Annotated in this window: 15 protein-coding genes; 9 read left to right on the top strand and 6 right to left on the bottom strand. The window is 64.5% G+C overall.

Annotation, left to right across the window (positions count from 1 at the left end; all coding sequences use genetic code 11):
• Positions 1–93: 93 nt before the first annotated feature.
• The 4 genes from ABAC460_RS37575 to ABAC460_RS37590 all read left to right on the top strand — a co-directional run bounded on the left by ABAC460_RS37575 (position 94) and on the right by ABAC460_RS37590 (position 5,748).
• Positions 94–1,668: a sodium:solute symporter family transporter gene (locus ABAC460_RS37575; protein ID WP_023453874.1), complete on the top strand. Its 1,575-nt coding sequence runs from the start codon at positions 94–96 to the stop codon at positions 1,666–1,668.
• Positions 1,669–1,904: 236 nt separating this feature from the next.
• On the top strand, positions 1,905–3,074 hold the full coding sequence (locus ABAC460_RS37580) for an ROK family protein (protein WP_023453875.1): 1,170 nt from the start codon (positions 1,905–1,907) through the stop codon (positions 3,072–3,074).
• 56 nt (positions 3,075–3,130) lie between these two features.
• Positions 3,131–3,895: an IclR family transcriptional regulator gene (locus ABAC460_RS37585; RefSeq protein ID WP_023453876.1), complete on the top strand. Its 765-nt coding sequence runs from the start codon at positions 3,131–3,133 to the stop codon at positions 3,893–3,895.
• 212 nt (positions 3,896–4,107) lie between these two features.
• Positions 4,108–5,748 (top strand): alpha-L-fucosidase, encoded by a 1,641-nt coding sequence (locus ABAC460_RS37590; protein WP_023453877.1) that lies wholly within the window; start codon positions 4,108–4,110, stop codon positions 5,746–5,748.
• Positions 5,749–5,852: 104 nt separating this feature from the next.
• On the opposite strand, the gene ABAC460_RS37595 is transcribed toward ABAC460_RS37590, so the two are convergent.
• On the bottom strand, positions 5,853–6,326 hold the full coding sequence (locus tag ABAC460_RS37595; RefSeq protein ID WP_023453878.1) for a MarR family winged helix-turn-helix transcriptional regulator: 474 nt from the start codon (positions 6,324–6,326) through the stop codon (positions 5,853–5,855).
• Between the two features lie 197 nt (positions 6,327–6,523).
• Here ABAC460_RS37595 and ABAC460_RS37600 point away from each other — a divergent pair, with 197 nt between their 5' ends.
• The 3 genes from ABAC460_RS37600 (at position 6,524) to ABAC460_RS37610 (ending at position 11,395) form a co-directional block, all read left to right on the top strand.
• The gene (locus tag ABAC460_RS37600; protein WP_023453879.1) at positions 6,524–7,993 is read left to right on the top strand and encodes an aldehyde dehydrogenase; all 1,470 of its coding nucleotides are present in this window, start codon (positions 6,524–6,526) and stop codon (positions 7,991–7,993) included.
• A 200-nt stretch (positions 7,994–8,193) separates the two neighbouring features.
• Positions 8,194–9,045: a p-hydroxycinnamoyl CoA hydratase/lyase gene (locus ABAC460_RS37605; RefSeq protein ID WP_023453880.1), complete on the top strand. Its 852-nt coding sequence runs from the start codon at positions 8,194–8,196 to the stop codon at positions 9,043–9,045.
• Positions 9,046–9,298: 253 nt separating this feature from the next.
• Positions 9,299–11,395: an acetate--CoA ligase family protein gene (locus tag ABAC460_RS37610; protein WP_023453881.1), complete on the top strand. Its 2,097-nt coding sequence runs from the start codon at positions 9,299–9,301 to the stop codon at positions 11,393–11,395.
• A 42-nt stretch (positions 11,396–11,437) separates the two neighbouring features.
• Here the strand turns inward: ABAC460_RS37610 and ABAC460_RS37615 are convergent, their stop codons facing one another.
• Both ABAC460_RS37615 and ABAC460_RS37620 read right to left on the bottom strand, forming a co-directional pair.
• Positions 11,438–12,619: an MFS transporter gene (locus ABAC460_RS37615; protein WP_023453882.1), complete on the bottom strand. Its 1,182-nt coding sequence runs from the start codon at positions 12,617–12,619 to the stop codon at positions 11,438–11,440.
• Positions 12,620–12,797: 178 nt separating this feature from the next.
• A complete protein-coding gene (locus ABAC460_RS37620) occupies positions 12,798–13,484 on the bottom strand; it encodes a GntR family transcriptional regulator (protein ID WP_023453883.1) in 687 nt (228 codons plus the stop codon).
• 145 nt (positions 13,485–13,629) lie between these two features.
• Here ABAC460_RS37620 and ABAC460_RS37625 point away from each other — a divergent pair, with 145 nt between their 5' ends.
• Positions 13,630–14,694, top strand: a complete 1,065-nt coding sequence (locus tag ABAC460_RS37625; RefSeq protein ID WP_023453884.1) for an aromatic ring-hydroxylating oxygenase subunit alpha — start codon at positions 13,630–13,632, stop codon at positions 14,692–14,694.
• Positions 14,691–15,638: a PDR/VanB family oxidoreductase gene (locus ABAC460_RS37630; RefSeq protein ID WP_023453885.1), complete on the top strand. Its 948-nt coding sequence runs from the start codon at positions 14,691–14,693 to the stop codon at positions 15,636–15,638. The genes ABAC460_RS37625 and ABAC460_RS37630 overlap by 4 nt, the downstream gene beginning before the upstream one ends.
• An 87-nt stretch (positions 15,639–15,725) precedes the next feature.
• On the opposite strand, the gene ABAC460_RS37635 is transcribed toward ABAC460_RS37630, so the two are convergent.
• From ABAC460_RS37635 to ABAC460_RS37645, 3 genes are read right to left on the bottom strand one after another with little or no spacing between them, the layout of a single operon-like run.
• Positions 15,726–18,839, bottom strand: coding sequence for an efflux RND transporter permease subunit (locus ABAC460_RS37635; RefSeq protein ID WP_023453886.1), 3,114 nt, complete (start codon positions 18,837–18,839; stop codon positions 15,726–15,728).
• A 4-nt stretch (positions 18,840–18,843) separates the two neighbouring features.
• A complete protein-coding gene (locus tag ABAC460_RS37640) occupies positions 18,844–19,752 on the bottom strand; it encodes a hypothetical protein (protein WP_023453887.1) in 909 nt (302 codons plus the stop codon).
• Positions 19,749–21,152: a TolC family protein gene (locus tag ABAC460_RS37645; protein ID WP_081716554.1), complete on the bottom strand. Its 1,404-nt coding sequence runs from the start codon at positions 21,150–21,152 to the stop codon at positions 19,749–19,751. Before ABAC460_RS37645 ends, ABAC460_RS37640 begins: the two co-directional genes overlap by 4 nt.
• Positions 21,153–21,170 lie beyond the last annotated feature (18 nt).

Here is a 21,170-nt window from a genome sequence, read left to right on the forward strand (position 1 = left end):
TGCGGTTCGGCGCTGTGAAATGTCTGTTACCATGGCCGCCACACGGGAGGAGACCTGGTTTCACCGGCAAAAGTCGGGAAACCGCTTAGGCATATGCTCAGCGGCATCGATATCGCCATCCTGGCCGGATATGTCGCGGCCATCATCGCCGTCGGGCTATGGCACCGGCGGCGCAGCGAAACCGCGTCCGCCCACTTCCTGGCGCGCGAATCGGCGTCGTGGCCGCGCATGGGGTTCGCGCTCTATGCCTCGACCCTGGGCGCCACATCGCTGGTCGGGTTGACCGGGACAGCCTATGCCCACGGCATCGCGGTCTTCGCCTATGAATGGATGGCGGCCCTGGTCCTGCCGGTGTTCTGCGTCTTTATCCTGCCCATCTATCTCAGTTCGCGCGTCTTCACCGTGCCGGAGTTCCTGGAAAGGCGTTACGGCCGGTTCGTGCGGACCTATGTGTCGGGCCTGACCGTGGTGCTGGAACTGTTCCTCGAAGGCGCCGGCGGGCTGTTCGGCGGCGCCATTCTGTTCCAGTCCCTGGTACCCGGATGGCCGCTATGGGCCGTATGCGGTTTGCTGGCCGGATTGTCGGGGTTGTTCCTGCTGCTTGGCGGCCTGCGCGGCGTGATCCTGGTCGAGTCGGTCCAGGGTGTGGTTGTGGTGACCATGTGCGCCGCCCTGGCCTGGTGCGTTTTCGCGGCTCTGGGCGGGCCCGGAGAGGCGTTGGCGCGGCTGGAGCCCGAACGACTGAAACTGATCATGGGACCGGACGATGCGACCATGCCGTGGATTGGCCTGGTGACCGGCATTCCGCTGATCGGCTTCTATTACTGGTGCGCCAACCAGAGCATGGTCCAACGCATGCTGGCCGCCAAGTCGCTGGACCACGGCCGCTGGGGCAGCCTGATGGGCGGGGCGATGAAGCTGACCACCCTGTTCCTGGTCATCCTGCCGGGCGCGGCGGCGGTTTTGCTGTTCCCCGATCTCGACAATCCGGATCAGGTCTTTCCGAAGATGGTGTTTGGATTGCTGCCTCAGGGGTTGGTCGGGATCGTCCTGGCGGCGTGCCTGATCTCCATCCTGTCCAGCCTGGCCTCGGTCTACAATGCGACCTCGACGCTTTTGACCATGGACTTTATCCGCCGGCTTCGACCGGGGCTGGATGACCGCAGCCTGATCCGGATCGGCCGGGTGATGATCGTGGTGGTCATGGCCGTCACGGTCGCCTGGGCGCCGCAGATCGGGCTGTTCAAGGATACGCTGTGGCAATATCTCCAGGCGGTGATGTGCTATTTCGTGCCGCCGGTCGCGGCTGTGTTCCTGGCCGGGTTGTTCCTGCGCCAGGCCAATGGCGGCGGGGCGCGGATCGGCCTGGTCGCCGGGACGGTGGCCGGGGTGTGCGGTTTTGTCGGCATCGAGATTCTGGATGTGGTGCCGCTGCATTTTCAGGTGGCGGCGCTGGTGGTGTTTGGGGTGGCGCTGGTCGGGACGATCGTAGGCAGCCGGTTTTTCCCACCCGAGGATGAAGCGCGCATCCGGCCGCTGATGTATGCGCCGGGCCTGTGGCAAGCGGAGACCGAGCGGTTGAAGAGCGTGAAGCCGTGGCTGAACTATCGCTATCTTTCGCTGGGGCTGATCGGGCTGACCCTGGCGCTGGTATTTGTGTTTCGGTGAAAAATTACCTCTCCCCGCTTGCGGGGAGAGGACGAGAGCGGAACGAAGTGAACGCGATCGGGTGAGGGGCTTTCAGAAGACGGAGCGCTCCGAAGACGCCCCGCCCCTCACCCTAACCTCTCCCCGTAAACGGGGAGAGGGGATTCTACGGTGACCTCCGCACCCCACGTGCTTGTTTCTGCGCGGTTTGCGTGTCATGCAGATTATACGATTCCGTCCCCCCCTGCCCTCACCCCATGTCCAGCCGCGCGCGTTCCTCCCCCATCAAACAGCTGGTCGGCAGCAACCCCGCCCGCGCCGGCGACTATAACCAGCGCGTGGTCCTGCAGACCGTGCGCGACCGCGGCACCATCACCACCGGCGATATCGCCACGGCAACGGGCTTAAGCCACCAAGGCGCCATCAACATCACCAAACGGCTGCTCGACGACAAGCTGGTGATCGAGGACAGCAAGATCACCGGCAAGCGCGGTCAACCCGCCAGCCTCTATGCCCTCAATCCCGACGGGGCCTACGCCCTGGGGCTGAACGTCGACCGCGAACACGTCACCCTGCTGGTCATGAACCTGGCCGGCCAGATTACCCACCGCGTCTACCGCAATATCAGCTTCCCCATGCCGGCCGATATCCTGGCCTTCGTGCAGGACGAGATGAACCACCTGTTCGCCGAAGAAATCGTGCCGCGCAGCCGTCTGATCGGTCTGGGCATCGCCATTCCCGACGGCCTGGGCGTCCTGGTCGCCGAGTCCCGTCCCGAAGCCCTGGACGCCTGGACCAAGGCCGACCTGACCACCCTGCTCTCCACCAGTCTGAAGCTTCCGGTCTACAGCCAGAACGACGCCACCGCCGCCGCCATCGGCGAGCACCAGCTGGGCCAGGGCGAACGCCACCGCAGCTTTACCTACATGCTGGTCAGCCTCGGCCTTGGCTGCGGCATCATCATCAATGACGAACCCTATACTGGCGGGCTGAACCACGCCGGCGAAATCGGCAACATCCCCCTGGCCCAGCCGTCACCGCAGCAGAAGATCCTGTGGGACGCCGTGTCGCTGCACGCCCTTTACCGCGAACTGGCGCGCGACGGCATCACCGTCGACAGCCCGGATCAACTGGACGCCGGATCGGCCATTCAGGCGCCGGCATTGGAACGCTGGCTGGCCGCGGCGGTGCAGCACATGAAAATCCCGGCCCTGACCATCAACTACGTGCTGAGCCCACAGATCAGCTATATCGGCGGGCAATTGCCGGCGTTTCTGGTCGAGCGCCTGTGCGACCGGTTGAACGAAGTCCTTCAGGCCTGCGAGACCCACACGCCGATCACCTTCTACCGGCCCTCGACGACCGGTCCCGACGCCTCGGCCCTGGGCGCCGCCTTCCTGGTGTTTCGTCACCAACTTTTGCCCTGATAACGCTCCCCCGCGGTCATCTTGTCAAAGCGGCGCAAAGCGCTTAGGCAAAGGACATGGCAAACCCACCCAAATCACCCGAAGCCGAGACTTCGCGCCTCGCCTCCTATACCGCTCCCGCTCTTGAAAAAGGCTTCAACGTCATCGAATTGCTGGCGCAGTCGCCGCACGGCCTGACGGTCAGCGAGATCGCCAACGGGCTGGGCCTGTCGATGAGCGAGATTTTCAGAGTCATCATGGTGATGGAACGCCGTGCCTGGCTGCGTAAAGCGCCCGGCGATCGTTACAGCGTGACGCCGAAGGTGCTGGAACTGGCTTTCCGCGCTACGCCGGCGGAGGAATTGGCCTTTGTCGCGGCGCCCTTGATGCGTGATCTCGCCAACCAGACCGACCAGGCGTGTCATCTGGTCGTACGCAATGACGATCGCGGTCTGGTGGTCCTGCGCCAGGAAAATCCCGGCCCTACGGGGTTTGCTGTCCGAATTGGCGCCTCGATATCGCTGGAGACCAGCTGTTCCGGCCATGTCCTGCTGGCGTTCGCGCCGGGTGAATTGGGCGACGACGACCTGGGAACGAAGCTGCGCAAGGTGCGCGGCCGCGGTTATGAGATGATGAAAAGCGCCCGGACCCTGGGCGTGACGGATATCAGCTATCCCATATTCGGCTTCGACGGCCATGTGGTAGCGGCCCTGACCGTGCCGTTCCTGAAGCTGATCGACGGGTCGCAGACGGTGGACGCCGAAGCGGCACGGGGCTTCCTGGCGGAAACCGCGACGGCGATTTCGGTCGGCCTGGGCGGCGTGGAACGCACGGCAAGATGAGGCAAGACCTTCGACACTCCGGTCGTGTGTTTGTCACCGAGACGTAAAACATTCAACCGGGATGGCACGCATCCGATTCTTCCGTTGCATGCGGCCTCGTGGTGATGTGCACGGCCTTGCCAAGCGCCGCTGATCCGGTTACAGTTTTCATATAAGGCAGTTGATTTCATACTTGAACTCAACGCCGCAGAAACGACCGGAGCTTTTCACTCATGAAACTTACCAAACGCGCCCTTCTGCAAGGGGCCGCCGGCCTCGGTGCGGCTGTAAAAGTCTCGGGCACGGCGCAGGCCGCGCCCGGCCTGGCCGAAATCGCGGCCGGTCCTTTCAAACCGTCCTGGGAGTCGCTGATCGAGGGTTATAAACCGCCCGACTGGTTCCGCGACGCCAAGTTCGGCCTGTGGGCGCACTGGGGCGCCCAATGCGTGCCCGAGGCCGGCGACTGGTATGCCCGCCACATGTATGTCCAGGGAAATCGCCAGTACGATCACCACGTGAAGACCTATGGCCACCCCGCCGACAACGGCTTCATGGAGATGTACCCGCGCTGGACGGCGGCCAATTGGAACCCGGACGAACTGCTCGACCTCTATGCCGGCGCCGGGGCGAAATATTTCGTCGCCATGGCCAACCACCACGACAATTTCGACGCCTATAATTCCAAATTCCACGACTGGAACTCGGTACGGGTCGGGCCGAAGAAGGACCTGATCGGCCTGTGGGCCAAGGCGGCGCGGGCGCGCGGCCTGAAGTTCGGGGTCTCCAACCACTCCGCCCACGCCTGGCACTGGTTCCAGACCGCCTATGGCTACGACCCGGAAGGTCCGCGCGCCGGCGAACGCTACGACGCCTTTAAACTGACCAAGTATGACGGCGCCGGAAAATGGTGGGACGGGCTCGATCCGCAGGCACTGTACGGCGGTGCGGTGATGCCCCTGCCCGACGGCCTGACCACGACCAAGGCGGCGACGGACTGGCACGAGGCCAATGACCGGGTGTGGGACGAAAAGCCGCCGCTGCAAAACCCGGCCTTTGTCCGGCAATGGTTCCTCCGCTGCAAGGACCTGGTCGACACCTACAAACCCGACCTGATCTATTTCGATAATTTTGACCTGCCACTGGGCCAGGCCGGGCTCGACATCGCCGCCCATATCTACAATGCCTCGATCGCCTGGCACGGCAGCCTGCAGGCGGTCATCAACACCAAGCACCTGCCGGCCGAGCGCCGCATGGCGGTGATCGAGGACGTCGAACGCGGCCTGCGCCAGGACATCGAGCCGCATCCGTGGCAAACCGACACCTGTATCGGCGACTGGCACTACAACCGCAGCGTCTTCGACCGGAAGGGCTATCTCGGCGCCGATGCGGTCATCCACCGGCTGTGCGACATCGTGTCAAAGAACGGCAACCTGCTGCTGTCGATCCCGGTGCGCGGCGACGGCACGATCGACAGCGAGGAACGCCGCATCGTCGGCGAAATCGGCGGCTGGATGCAGCGCTTTGGCGACGCCATCTATGGCACCCGGCCTTGGCGCGTCTACGGCGAAGGTCCGACCATGGTCGAGGCCGGCATGTTCAGCGAAGGCAAGCAGAAGCCGTTCACCGCCGCCGATATCCGCTTCACCACCAAGGCCGGCGCGCTCTACGCCCTGGTCCTGGGCCGGCCTGGCGACACGCTCAGCATCGCTGCGTTGGGCCGTAAAGCTGGGTCGGTGCGACGGGTCGAGGTGGTCGGCGCCGCGTCGCCCCTCACCTTCCGCCAGGACGCCGCCGGGTTGCACGTCACCGTCCCATCCAACGCCAGCCACGACTTCGGTTTGGCGCTCAAGATCACCGGCAAAGGCCTTGTCTGATGTTATGGCGCATGGTCCTCATCGCCGAACCGTCTGCGCTGTGCGGGGGAAGGTCCTGATCATGCTGGAAAAGCAAGGCTGGGCAGCCGGGTTACCCCCAAGCCCTATTCCGCTTCCCTGGCAGGCATGGCTGCCAGTTGCCGCAGGCCCTTCATGAAGTTGTCGATATCGACCCCCTGCAGAATCCGGTGCATCCGCTCCAGGTGCTGGCGTTGGATGGCCTTGGCCTGAGCCAGCAAGGTCACGCCCGATTTCGTCAGCGCCAGCTGATTGGCGCGGCGGTCCTTCTTGTCCACCTCGCGCCCGACCAGGCCGCGTCCTTCCAGCGCATCGATCAACGCCACCACGTTCGGCCGCTGAATCTTCAGCCGGTCGCCGATGACGTGCTGGCGCAGGCCCGGCTCTGCCTCGATCAGCATCAGCACCGACAGATCGACCGGACGCAGACCGATCTCCCGCATCCGGTCGATAATCTCACCGAACACCGCCAGTTGCGCCAGACGCAGTTGAAACCCGATCTGACTCTCCAGCAGTTCAGCGGGATCGATGTCAACAGCGGCAGATGTCTTCTTTTTCAACGCGTTCTCCGGGTTTGAAGCTACCGTTTCTAGCCGCGTTTTTTACGACAGGCGACAAAATAAATAATGACGCCCCATAATAGGTATGTTACATAATCATTTAACACGCGGCGCCAAGCCTCATGCCCAAACGTGGATGCCACGTTTTGGAAAAACATGAGGCGTCAAAAAACCCGCCGCGACAGGGAGTCATCACCATGCTGGACACCGTAACCGCCGCCGAACTGGATCTGATCATCGCCTCCAAACCGGTCAAGGCCGAAGGCGGGCGCACCTTCACACGGCTCAACCCCATTTCCGGCCAGGTGGCCACCACGGCGGCCGCCGCTTCCGTGGCCGACGCGGTCAAGGCCGCCGATGCCGCCGCCGCCGCCTTCCCGGCCTGGTCGGCCCTGGGCCCCAATGCCCGTCGCGCCGTCCTGCTCAAGGTCGCCGACCAGATTTCGGCCATGGCGCCCGACTTCATCGCCGCCATGAAGGCCGAAACCGGATCGACCCAGGCCTGGGCCGGCTTCAACTGCATGCTGGCCGCCAATATGATGCGCGAAGCCGCCTCGCTGACTACCCTGGTCGCCGGCGAGACTATCCCCTCCGACAAACCCGGCTGCGTCGCCCTGGCCGTCCGTCAAGCCGCCGGCGTCGTGCTGGGGATCGCGCCGTGGAACGCCCCGGTCATTCTGGGTGTGCGCGCCATCGCCACCCCACTGGCCTGCGGCAACACCGTCGTGCTGAAGGCCGCCGAGGCCTGCCCGCGCACCCACTGGCTGATCGCCGAAGCCTTTTCACGCGCTGGAGCCCCTGAAGGCATCGTCTCCCTGGTCACCAACGCTCCTGAGGATGCCCCCGATGTCGTCGGCGCCCTGATCGACCATCCGGCGGTCAAGCGGATCAACTTCACCGGCTCGACCCATGTCGGCAAGATCATCGCCGCCCGCGCCGCGGCGCAGCTCAAGCCGGCCCTGCTGGAACTGGGCGGCAAGGCGCCGCTGCTGGTGCTCAAGGACGCCGACCTCGACGAAGCCGTCAAGGCGGCAGCGTTCGGCGCCTTCATGAACCAGGGGCAGATCTGCATGTCGACCGAGCGGATCATCGTGGTCGACGCCGTCTATGACGCCTTTGTCACCAAATTCGCCGCCAAGGCTGCGACCATGCCGGCCGGCGATCCTTTGGAAGGCAAGGCGCCGCTCGGCGCCGTGGTCGACGTCAAGTCGGGTGACAAGGTTCGCGACCTGATGCGCGATGCCATTGCCAAGGGCGCGAAGCTGATCGCCGGCGGCGAAGGCGAAGGCGTGCTGATCCCGGCGTCCGTCCTGGACGGTGTGACGCCGGACATGCGCATCTATGCCGAGGAAAGCTTCGGCCCCGTGGTGTCGATCGTCCGGGCGAAGGACACCGACGACGCGGTTCGCATCGCCAATGACACGGAATACGGCCTGACGGCGGCGGTCTTCACCACCAACATCGCCGAGGCGCTCAATGTCGCTTCACGCATCCAGTCGGGCATGTGCCACATCAATGGCGCCACCGTGCACGACGAAGCCCAGATGCCGTTCGGCGGCGTCAAGGACTCCGGTTACGGCCGTTTCGGCGGCAAGGCCGGCATCAACGAATTCACCGACCTGCGCTGGATCACCATCGAAACCCAGCCGGGCCACTTCCCGATTTAAAGGAACCCTATCCATCTCCAAAGGAAGGCGCGCTCCTCAGACGGCTCAACGCGCTCCCTCCTCCCTACGAAGTGGGGAGGGGGACCCCGAAGGGGTGGAGGGGTATCTTTCTGACTTAACCCACCTTTCGATACTCAGGTCGAAGCCCCAACATCGCAGCGACCGAATTTACGCAAATTTCCTCCTCCCCTGGTACACGCATGAACGAAACCTCCCCCAAGATCGACCGCGCCGAAGAAGACACCGTTGCCTATGACGTCATCGACGGCATCGCCTGGGTCAAATTCAACCGCCCGGAAAAGCGCAACTGCATGTCGCCCAAGCTGAACCGCCAGATGCTGCGGGTGCTGGACGAACTGGAATACCGCGACGATGTCGGCGTCCTGGTCCTGACCGGAGAAGGCACCGCCTGGTCCGCCGGCATGGACCTCAAGGAATATTTCCGCGAGAACGAAGCCAAGGGCCTGGGCGCGACCCGTGCCGCCCAACGCGAAGCCTATGGCTGGTGGCGGCGCCTGCGCTGGTACCAGAAGCCGACCATCGCCATGATCAATGGCTGGTGCTTCGGCGGCGGCTATGGTCCGCTGTTCGGCTGCGACCTGGCCTTTGCCGCCGAAGAAGCGCAATTCGGCCTGTCGGAGATCAACTGGGGCATCCTGCCGGGCGGCGGCGCGACGAAGGTCGCCGTCGAACTCCTGCCCTTCCGCAAGGCCATGTACCACGCAATGATGGGCGAGAATATCGACGGCAAGACGGCCGCCGACTGGGGCCTGGTCAACGAAGCCCTGCCCCTGGCCGATCTGCAGGCCCGCGTCACCGAAGTCGCCAAGGTCCTGCTGGGCAAGAATCCGGTCGCCCTGAAAGCCACAAAGGACGCGGTCCGCCGTGTCGGTGTCATGGCCTACGATGAGGCGGAGGATTACCTGATCCGCGCCCAGGAGGCGGCCAACAGCTACGACAACGAAGGCCGCAAGGAAGGCATCAAGCAGTTCATCGACGACAAGACCTACAAGCCCGGTCTTGGTGCCTACGACAAATCCAAAAAGGCCTGACGCTGACGCGTCAGACTTCTCCCTCCCCTGTTTTGGCTGCCGCCGGGGGAGCGGGGTAGGACGAGAAAGGCAGCACGAGCGCCTCTTCTCCTCTCCACGAAGTGGGGAGGGGGACCGCGAAGCGGTGGAGGGGTATCTTTCTCCTTCCTTCTCCTACGAATGCGGCCGGCTTGTCCACCGAAGCCTTGGCGAAGGTGGAAGGGGTCCTCTTTCTTCCCCGCCCTCCCCCATTTCCAGCTATAAAGACAATCCGATGACCGCCGACAGCCACATGACGACGACCTCCAACCTCAACCGCCTGCTGCGTCCGCGCTCGGTCGCCATCATCGGCGCCTCGGATAAGCCAGGAGCCCTCGGTGCGTCGGTGCTCAACAACCTGATCCGTAACGGCTTCGACGGCGACATCTACCTGGTCAACCCGAAACGCGAAGAGATCAACGGCCGTCGCTGTTATCCCTCAATCCAGGACCTGCCGGAAAACATCGATGCCGCCGTCCTGGCGATCCCGCGCGCCGGCGTCCTGCCGGCTATCCGCGACCTCGCCAACCACAAAGCCGGCGCCGCCGTCATCTTCTCGGCCGGCTTTGCAGAAGGTGGCGCCGAGGGCCTGGCGGAACAACGGGAAATCGCCGACCTGGCCAAATCGTCAGGCATGATCGTCGAAGGCCCCAACTGCCTGGGCATGGTCAACTTCATCGACTCCGTTCCGCTGACCTTCGTCGAAACCCATATCACGCCGCTGAACAACCGCCCTGGCATCGGCATCGTCTCGCAAAGCGGCGCCATGGCCTGCGTGCTGGGCACCACGATTGCCGCACGGGACCTCGGCCTCTCGTTCTCGGTCTCGACCGGCAACGAAGCCGCCTCGGGCGTCGAGGACTATGTCGACTACCTGGTCGCCGATCCGTCGACCTGCGTCATTGCCATGATCGTCGAACAGTTCCGCAAGCCGCAACGCTTCCTGGCTGCGGCCCGGGCAGCTCGTGCCGCCGGCAAGCTGATCGTCCTGCTCCACCCTGGCAAAAGCGCCGCCGCCCGCGATTCCGCCGCCACCCATACCGGCGCCATGGCCGGCGACTACGCCGTCATGCGGGTCCATGTGGAACGCGCTGGCGTGGTCTTTGCCGAGACCCTGGAAGAGCTGGCCGACATCGCCGAAATCGCCATCCGCTGTCCGGCCCTGCCGACCGGCGGCACGGCCGTCTTCGGCGAGTCCGGCGCCTTCAAGGCCCTAACGCTGGACCTGTGCGAAGACCTCGACATCGCCCTGCCCGCCCTCCATGACGACGACTCGCCGGCCCTTCGCGGCGCCCTGCCGCCCTTCGTCGGCGTCAGCAACCCGCTGGACCTGACGGCCCAGGGCCTGGTCGAGCCCGACCTGTATTACCGCGTCCTCGCCGCCCTGTTCGACGACGACCGCTTCGGCGCCATCGTCATGGGCGTGATCCAGACCGACCCAGTCACCACCGGCATCAAGATCCCGCCGATCCTGCGCGCCGTCACCGAACTGAAGCCGACCAAGCCGGTCATCTATGCCGGCCTCGACGAAGGCGCCGACATTCCGGCCGCCTTCATCGCCGACCTGCGCGCCCAGGGCGTGCCGTGCTTCCCGTCGACCGAACGCGCCTTCCGGGCGCTGAAGCGGCTGACCGGCCTGAAAACCGCAACGGCCACGGCGCCGGCGCCCCTGCCCGCGCGGCTTGACGGCCTGCACGGGGTCATTCCCGAATACCGCGCCAAGGCTATACTGGCGCCCCTGGGCATCCCCTTCCCGGAAGGCCGCTTCGTCGCCTCGCTGGATGCCTGCCCGGACCTCCCCTACCCTGTGGTCCTCAAAGCCCAATCGGCTGAACTGAGCCACAAGAGCGATGCCGGCGGCGTGTTGCTGAACATCCGCGATGCCGCGCACCTGGCCGACGCCTGGTCCAGGCTCTATGCCAATGTCTCCGCCTACAATCCCGATCTCACCCTCGACGGCGTGCTGATCGAGAAGATGGGCGACCGTGGCCTGGAGCTGATCATCGGCGCCAAGACCGATCCCGACTGGGGTCCGGTCATCCTGGCCGGCCTCGGCGGTGTGACGGCCGAGCTGTTCCACGACGTCCGCCTGCTGCCACCCGACCTGAGCGAAGCCGAAATCACCGCCGAGCTGCTGAAACTGAAGAGCGCCCCGCTCCTCACCGGCTTCCGCGGTTCGGCGCCGCTGGACATCGCCGCCGTCGCATCGCTCATCGCTCGTCTCGGCCGCCTGCTGCTTTCGGAACCCTCGATCCGCGAGATCGACCTGAACCCCGTAGTGGTCTACGTCGAGGGCGCCATCGCCCTCGACGCACTGATGCTGGTGGCATAACTACGAGATTTCCAGTATTCTCGATTTGTCCGAATATACCGACTAATCTTCCAGTATCCGGGCGCTCGCCGTCAGCAAGGTGACCGCCAGTCCGGCGACCACGATCAGCGGGATCATGGCCATGGCGACGCCGCCGGGGCCGTGGAGCGGTCCGATCCCAGTCTTCAGGATATAGCCGGCCATCAGCGGCCCGGTGATCGACCCAACCCGGCCGAAGGCAATGGCCGTGCCCGTCCCCAAACCCCGCGCCGACTTCGGATAATACATGGGTGACACACCGTTGAGGGAATACTGCGCCCCCAACAGGAAGAAGCCGGTAATACCGACGCTGATCATCAGCGGCTCGGCCGTGCCCGTAAAGGCCATGCCGCACATGCCGGCCAGGAAGCCCATATAGGCCACCGGCATGGCCCATTTATAGCCAAAGCGGTCGATGATCGCGCCCATGATCAGAGTGCCGGCGATACTGACCAGGTTGAAGACCAGGGACGCCATCTGGCCAACCTGAACGTCCATGCCACGCTGGGTCATCAGGCTCGGCAACCAGTTGAGGATCATGTACAGCACGCTGGAGGTCAGGAAAAACACCACCCAAAGCAATAGCGTACTGGGGGCACGGCCGCCGCCGAACAGGGCGGACAGCAAGCCGGTCTTGGGACCGCTATCCGCTTCACGGACGGTCTTGGCATTGGGCAGGAACAGGATCAGCAGGGTCAGGACGATCGGAATAATGCCGCCGATATAGAACAGCGACTGCCACCCCAGATCCTTGAAATACAACCGCGCAAACAGGGCTGCCGAGGCGCCGCCGACCGGCATACCGGCCATGATGGCCGTCACCGCCTTGACCCGGTTTTTCGGCGAAGCATATTCCACGGCCAGGCCGATGACATTCGGCATGGCCGCGCCCAAGCCGAAGCCGGTCAGGGCCCGCGCCCACAGCAGGGTGGTGAAATCATGGGCGAAAACCGTAGACAGGTTGAAGGCGCCGAAGACCAGCACGGCCATCAGCAGGACATTGCGCCGGCCCCACAGATCGCTGAGCACCCCGCCCAGCAAGGCGCCCAGAACCACCCCGGCTTGGGCGGCGGAAAAGACCTGGCCCGACTGGACCGGATCCAGTTTCAGCAACGGCATAAGAATAGGCGCGGCGATGCCCAGGGCCTGGATATCGAAGCCTTCCAGGACCATGATCAGGCCACAGGTCAGAATTAGGAACGCCATCCTGACCGGTGAAATTTTTGGCGCAAGCATCGTACCCGTACGCGTTACGGCTTCCATCATCGTCCTCCCGAAGCGGCATTCCCGCTATTATAATTGTTATAACTTATAACAACCATAGCCGTTGGCAACGGGATTCTTGCGCAAGCCGAAGATTATGGCGGCGCCCCAACCGACCGCATCACCGCGAGGCAAGTTCGGAACCGATAAGGTCGGTATAGGCCAGGGTGGCATTGGCGTGTTCACGCATGATCGCTTCCGCCCGCGCCCCCTGCCCTCGCATGAGGGCGTCGTAGACGGCGTGGTGCTGCATATGGGCATAGTTCAGGCGGCGGAATTCACGCGCCAGCTGCTGTTTGTCCACCGCCAGGGCCTTTACCGAGGCAAACGGAAGATGGTCGTTACGCGCCAGGGCCTCGCGGATGGCCTGGCTGCCCCCCACGGCCAGCAGGGTATCGTGAAAGCGGATGTTCAGGTCTTCATAAGCCGCGATATCCGTCTCGATCAGGTACCCCTTGGCAAACAGGGCGTCACCGGCGGCCAGGCAAGCCCGAAACGTGGCCTCGGACACTGGATCCAATCCGCGCTCCGCCGCCCGCAAGGCCGCCAACCCTTCCAGCACGCCCCGGACCTCGACGGCGGCAATAATGTCGTCCAGCGTCACCGAGCGAACCGTATAGCCACGGGCCCCGGCCTTCACCAGCAAGCCTTCCTCCGCCAGGACGCGCAGCGCCATCCGGACCGGCATGCGCGACACGCCCAGCGCTTCCGCCGTCGGGATTTCCGCCAGCCGCGTGCCGCCCGGCAATTCGCCGGAGGCAATCTTTTGTCTCAATGTGACCAGAACCTGCGCACCGGGCTTACTCATCCGCATCTCCTTGCCGCACCATCGTGCCTGAGTTCGTCTCAAACCACAATTGGCTCCAATATAGACCCATTTTAGCGGAATCAGGTTGACGAAACACCAAATTCGACATTTATTGGATCCAATAATGATAAGTTTGGAGGATACGATGCCGGATACGGATGCCACGCCGTGGCTGAAAAACACCTGGTATGTCGCGGCGCGCAGCGACGAGGTCGCAGGGGCACCGCTGGGCCGCACCCTCTGTGGTGAGCGCATGGTCTTCTACCGCGGCCCGGACAACCAACCCGTCGCGCTGGAAGATTTCTGCCCGCACCGCGGCGCGCCCCTTTCGCTGGGCAAGGTATCGAACGGCCATCTGGTGTGCGGCTATCATGGCCTGGCCATGGGATGTGATGGCCGGGCGGCAAGCATGCCGGGCCAGCGCGTACGCGGTTTTCCGCCGATCAAGGCCTATCCGGCCGTTGAACGCTACGGCTTCATCTGGGTGTGGCCGGGTGATCCGGCCCAGGCGGACGTCGCAAAGCTTCCCGACCTGGTCTGGGGCGATAACCCGGACTGGGCCTATGGCGGCGGCCTGTATCACATCAAGTGCGACTTCCGGCTGATGATCGACAACCTGATGGACCTGACGCACGAGACCTATATCCATGCCGACAGCATCGGCCAGAAAGAGATCGACGAAGCCCCCGTGGCGACACGCCTGGACGGCGACGAATCGATCACTGAACGCTACATGAGCAACATCCCGGCGCCGCCTTTCTGGCGCATGGCGCTGCGCGAAAACGGCCTGGCCGACGACGTGCCGGTCGACCGCTGGCAGGTCTGCCGCTTTTCTCCGCCCAGCCATGTCATGATCGAGGTCGGGGTCGCGCATGCCGGCCATGGCGGGTACGACGCGCCCGATCACGTCAAGGCCGCCAGTATCGTCGTCGATTTCATCACCCCGGAAAGCGAGACCTCGCACTGGTACTTCTGGGGCATGGCGCGCCGTTTCCGGCCCGATGACGCCAGCCTGACGGCGCGCATCTGCGAAGGCCAGGGCAAGATTTTCTCGGAAGACATGGAGATGCTGGAGCGTCAACAGGCCAATCTCATCGCCAATCCGGGGCGCAACCTGCTGAAACTCAACATCGATGCCGGCGGCGTACACGCCCGCCGCATCATCGAACGGCTGATCCGCACCGAACAGGGCGCGGAGACCTTGCCGTGATCGAGGTCGTCGTTACGCAGATCCTCCAGGCGACCGCGAATATCCGCCGCATCACCCTGGCCGCGGCCGATGGCAGCGCCCTGCCCCCTTTCGACGCCGGCGCGCATATCGATGTCCATCTTCCCAATGGCCTGATCCGGCAATATTCCCTGACGGGCCTGCCGGGGGAGGCCCGGGCCTATCACCTGGGGGTGCTGAAGGACCCGCACTCTCGCGGTGGATCGCAATGGCTGCACGACAGACTGAAAACCGGTGACCCACTGCGGGTGAGCGCACCGCGAAACCTTTTCCCGCTCCATGGAACGGCGAAGCAGCACAGGCTGTTTGCCGGCGGCATCGGGATCACGCCAATCCTGGCGATGGCACGTCATCTGTCGGCCTCCGGCGCAGACTTCGAGGTTCACTATTGCGTCCGCAATCGCGCCGAAGCCGCCTTTGCCGACGATCTGGCAAGCCTGCGTTCGCAAGGCCGCGTCCGACTGACGGAAGGCCGCGAAACAGCGCGGCTTGACTATCTCGACGCGCTGGCGGCGCCCACGTCCGACGCCCATCTCTATGTCTGCGGGCCGGACGGCTATATCCGGACCGTCCTGGACCTGGCCCGTCAACAGGGATGGACGCAAGCCCAGCTCCACAAGGAAGCCTTTACGGCTCAGCCCTTAGCGGATTCCGATGATCCGGCTTTTCGGGTTCGTCTGGCGAGGTCCGGCATCACAGTGTCGGTCGCCCCGGGCCAAAGCGTCGTCAAGGCGTTGGAAGCCCACGGCGTTTTCATACCTGTGTCCTGCGAACAGGGTATTTGCGGCACCTGCCTGACGCCGGTCGTTTCGGGGACGCCGGACCATCGCGATCAATATCTCACCGACGACGAACGCGCGGCCAACGACCAGTTCACGCCGTGCTGCTCACGCGCCTTGTCTTCGGAACTGGTGCTGGATATCTGACAGCGGGGCGCAAACGGATCGTTCCCGTGCGCTTCCGCATCAGAAGCTCAGCGGAGCACACGCAAAGCCGTCTGGCCATCGCTGCCGTTATGTTCGGGTAGTGATGTCGCCTTCGGCCGCGCGTACGGGCGGATGGCGAAAACGCCAGATCATCGCCGGCAGGACCAACAGGCTCATCAGGGTCGAGGTGATCAACCCGCCCAGGATGACGGTCGCCATCGGCCCCTGGATCTCGCGGCCGGCTTCGCCCGTGCCGAACGCCAGGGGCAACAGGCCAAGCGCCGTAACCAGCGCCGTCATCAGGATCGGCGTGACGCGTTCCTGGGTGGCGCGGATAACCGTACCGAGGGACCAGTCATGGCCTTCGTCGGCCAGTTGCTGGGTATGGGCCAGCAGCAGAATGGCGTTGCGCGCGGCAACCCCGATGAGGGTGACAAATCCGACCAGCGAACCCAGCGAAAGGCTGGCGCCGGTCAGCGCCACGGCGACGACACCGCCGACCAGGGCGAACGGCGCCGAGGCAACGATCAGGCCGACGGCGCGCCCGCTGCCGAATGCCAGACTCAGCAGCGCGACGATGCCGGTCAGCGCCATGCCGGTATTGAGCAGCAGTTCGTTGCGCGCCTTGTTGGCCTCGTCGGCCACGCTGACATATTCGAGATAGACGCCGTCCGGCAGTTTGATTTGCGCAGTAAGTGCGGCTTCGGCCGCTTTGGTCACGCGCACGGCGTCGGCGGGCGCCGGATTGGCGGTGACGGTTTCGACCAGACGTCCGCCATTATGCGAGATGACCGTGCGGCTTTCATCGAGCGTCACCCTGGCGATATCTCCCAGGCGCGCGACCGATCCGTCGGGCCCGCGCACCAGCAGATCGCCGACAGCTTCCGGACTTTGCCGCAGTTCGTTGGGCAGGGTGACGGCAACGTCGAGCGCCCGGTCGCTGCGGAATATCTGCGCGGCAGTGACGCCTTCATAGGCGCTTTGGACGGCGCCCAGGATATCCACCGGCGTCAGCCCGTGCTGGGCCGCCTCGGCGCGGTCGATGTCGATATGGACGCTGGGCGTCGAGGGCGGAGTCTGGATCTTGACGTCGCCGGCGCCCTTCAGCTTCGACAGTTCGCCCGACACCTGTTCGGCGGTTTTCGCCAGGGTATCGGCATCACCGCCGTAGATATTGACGGCAAGCGCAGCGGTTTCACCGGTCAGGGACTCGCCGATGCGGTCGCCGAGGAAGGTCAGGACTTCGGTTTCCAGGCCGGGATAGCTGTCGAGCACCTTGTGAATCTCGGCCTCGATGGCGTCTTGCTTCGCGCCGGACAGGTGCGGCTTCAGCTCGACATGGAACTCGCTTTTCTCCGGCCCCCAGGTGTCTTCGCCGCCCTCCGAACGACCGATCTGCTGTTCGACCGAGGCGATGCCGTCGATGTGCAGCAGGTCAGCCGAGATTGACTCGCCGTAGCGCCGCATGACCGACAAAGACGTACCGGGTTGTGCCGTGACGCCGAGGACGAAATGGCCCTCCTTGAACGACGGCAACAATTCATTGGAAAAGAAAAACAGGGCCGCGATGGCGGCGATGCTAACAACCCCGGAGAGGACAAACAGGGGCCTCGGGCGGTTGCAGATGCCTTCCAACACACCGACATGCCAGGCCTTCAGCCGGCCCAATAAGCGCGGCTCATCCGGCAGCCTGGTCTTTTGCAGCATCAGCAGGCTGAGCGCCGGCGTCACGACGATGGCGACGACGAGTGAAATCAGCGTCGACAGGATAAAGGCCAGGGCCAGGGGCGCGAAAAAGGCGCCCTGCAGGCCGTGCATCATCAGCACGGGCACCAGAACCAGGGCGACGACCAGCGTGGCGTAGATAACCGGTGAGCGGACTTCCAGCGACGCCCTCAAAATGGTCTCGGCGGCGCTGATACCTTCCGGCCGATCGCGCAGGCGGTGGACGATGTTTTCGACGTCGATGACGGCATCGTCGACGACCACGCCCAAGGCGACCGCCAGTCCGCCCAGCGTCATGGTGTTGATGCTCAGGCCCATGCGGTCCATGACCATGACCGTGGCCAGAAGCGACAGCGGGATGCTGACGAAGGAGATCAGCACGGTCTTAAGATTACGCATGAAGGCAAACAGGATGATGGCGATCAGGACGGCGCCGATCACCAGGTCTTCGAGGATGCCGGACAGGGCGGTTTCGATAAAATTGGCCGGGCGGTGCAGGTTGGCCGACATGGTGACGCCCTGAGATTTCAAGGCCGGGGCCAGTTCGGCCAGGGCCGCTTCGACGTCGCGCGTGACCTTCAAGGTGTTGGCGCCGTACTGGCTCGACATGCTGATCAGCACACCGGGCTGGCCCATGACGACGGCATCGCCGAAATCGGGCGCGGGCGCCTCGACGACCTCGGCAACGTCACCGATATGCACGACGGCGGCAGGCGTACCCGATGCCGCCGCCGCCAAAGGCGTGGCGGCGATATCGGCGGCGTCGGCGGCCTGCGCCCTCGGTTCGACCAGGATGCGCTGTTCCGACGTGTCGATAAACCCGCCGCCGCTCAACGCCGTCGAGGTCTGCGTGGCCTTGATGACGTCGTCCAGGCTGAGGCCCCGCGCCGACAGGGCGTTTGGGTCGACGCGCACTTCGATACGGCGGACGCTTCCGCCGTAGACGGTAGCGCGGGCGACGCCCGGCACGGACATCAGGCGCGGCCGCACCTGCCATTGAACGAAATCGCGCAAGGCCTGCGGATCCAGCTTGTCGCTGACAAAGCCGACCTTGAGCAGGTCCATGGTCGATGAGGTCAGCGGCGCCACCTTCGGCGATTTTGCGCCGGCCGGCAGGTTGGCGGCGGCCTCATTGAGCGCTTCGGCGACGATCTGGCGGGCGCGATAGGGTTCGGCGCCTTCCTTGAACGTGACGGTGACGAGGCTCAAGCCCTGGATCGATTCCGAACGCACGCTCTGCACGCCGGCCGCGCCGTTGATCGCCTGTTCGACCGGGCGGGTCACAAGCTGCTCGACCTGGTCGGCGGCGAGGCCCGGGGCTTCGGTCTGCACCTCGGCCTGGGCCGGCACGAAGTCGGGAAAGACGTCGTAATTGGCATGGGTCAGGGTAAAGCCGCCGGCGACCAACAGCAGGCAGGCGGCAAGCGCGACCAGACGCGCGTGGCTCAGGCTGAGGCGAACAAGGGCGCTCAACATCGTGCTACTCGCCCGCCGGGGTGGAAGTGGCGGCGGTCAGCAGGGCCGAGGCGCCCTGGACGACCACCTGCTCACCGGCCGCAAAGCCGTCGCTGACGATCAGACCGTCGGGGACGACGCGGACCAGCACGACGGCACGGCGGTCGAAGGTCTGCGGCCCCGTCCTGACATAGGCATAGACCCGCCCGCCCTGACGCAGAAGCGCCGCATTGGGGATCAGCAGGCCATTCGTCGTGCCGCCGCCATAGAGCGACGCCTTCATCGTCAGGCCGTTGCCGAGGTAGGCCGCGTTCGGGCCGGTCACCATGGTCATCAGTCCCGGCGATTGCAGCCGGGCGTCGGCGGTCCGGGCAATTCCGAGCACACGGGCATCGACCGAGCCGATCGCGCCCAGATCGAGGGTGGCCGTCTGCGCCCCTTTGAGGCCCTGCCCTGACGGCGTATCGACGCGCACCAGAGCGGTCTTGCCGTTGGCCAGGTCGCTGCCGAGCTGCCGCAGGGCGACATCGGACTGATTGGAGAACCAGGCGCCCCATTCCAGACCCAGGCGCTGTTTAAGCAGGGTGACCTTGGCCTGGTCGCCGCGGGCCTGGGCCAGCGCCGCCTCGGCGGCTTTCTGCGAAACGGTATCGTCCTTGGCCAGATCTTGCGTGCGCGCCGCTTCGGCCTGCGAGGCATTATAAGCCGACTGCGCGGTCGCCAGATCGCTCAAAAGGGTCAGCAAGGGCGTCGCATCGACCACGGTGGCAAAGGCATTCACCGAACCGGAACTCTGCGCGGCGCGGATCGGCGCCACCCTGATCTGCAGCCGGGTTTGGGTTTTCGCATCCAGTTGCAGCGGTTTGTCGGCCTGGGCGTAAGCGGAGCCGGCGGTCAGGGCCAGGATCAGGGCGGCGGCAGGTATCAATTTCACTGGGTAACCTCATCGGTCTTTACGGCGTCGCTCAAAATCCGGGTATCCGTGGTGTCGAAGGTTTGATGCAGCGCGTCTTCGAGCGCCAGCCGGTCATTGTGCGCGGTCCTTTGCGCCTGAAGCAGATGGATTTGTGTCTGCGTGGCATTGAGTTCGGCGAGCAGGGCATCGGCCTGGTCGCCCTCGCCGGCCAACTTCATGCGCTGGGCACGGGCAGCCATGTCGCGCGATACCGGCAGATCGGTGGTGGCGATGCTTCGAGCAGTCCCCAGGTCGGCGCTGTAGGTCGTGGCCGCCTGAGCGGCGTTGCTACGGGTGGCCTTGACCACGCTTTCCAGCGTTTTGCCGGCGGCGAGACGCGTCGATTGTGCTGCGTCGATGGCGGCGCGGTTGCCATCGAGGGGCGGCAGGGTCAGGCTGAGCGAGAACGGAATTTTCACCTGACCACGTTCCCAGTTATAGCCCGGCTGAAGACTGATATCCGGGTATTGCGCCGCGATGGCCGTACGCAGGTCGTTCTCGGCGACGTCATAGTCGACAACCGCCAGCAGGACGTCGGCACGATGATAGACTGCCTTGTCGATCATGGCGCGCAACTGCGCCTCATCAAGTACATCAAGTTCTGCCGCGGGGCGTATCGTCATCGCTTCCACGGCCGCAACATCGGCGTCGAGCGCGTGCGCCACGGCCGCGACGGCGGCGATATGCCTGGCCTTGGCCTCAGCCAGGGCCTGGCGTGCGCCTGACACATCGAGTGCGGCCTGCGCGGCGACACCTTGCGCCTCTTCACCGTGACGGACCCGCTTCTGGATCAGCGCCTGATAGGCGATACGTTGATCCAGCAGGGTTTGATTGAGGGCAATCTCCTGCGCTGACAGGCTCAGGTCGTTCAGGGCCTGGTAAAGCCGTTGCCGTACGCCCCAGACCGCCTCGGCCAGGGCATAACGCGCCCTGATAACCGTCAGATCGGCGCCCGTAACCCGGGCGGCACGCCTGGCGCCGGTGTCCAAAGGAATGCCGACGGCCCCACCGTATAGCCACGGCTTCTGCGGATCGGCATCCTTCGAATATTCCACGGTGAGCATAAGGGAAAGCGGCGGCAGATTGCGAGCGGCCTTCCGGTTGGCCTCGGCGGCGGCCAGGGTTGCGCGCGCCGCCGCGACCGCCGGGTCGCGTTGCAATGCCAGTTGCAGCAAGGTCTGGGCATCGGCGTCAGCCGGCAGGTCACCCGCGTGCACAGAGGGGCCGCCCGCTGTTTTGAGGTCCATCGGCGCAGCCTGGTAATGGGCGCAGGCTGACAGGGTCAGCATAAGCGCCAGGGCGGTGGCCGATAATGCCCGATATCCCGTACCCATATTGGCCTTGGTCCTCGATGCCTGCATGACATTTCGGGTGGTCATAGTCCGCCAAGATGAGGC

Origin of the sequence: Asticcacaulis sp. AC460, from assembly GCF_000495795.1 — a bacterium.
Taxonomy (GTDB): Bacteria; Pseudomonadota; Alphaproteobacteria; order Caulobacterales; family Caulobacteraceae; genus Asticcacaulis.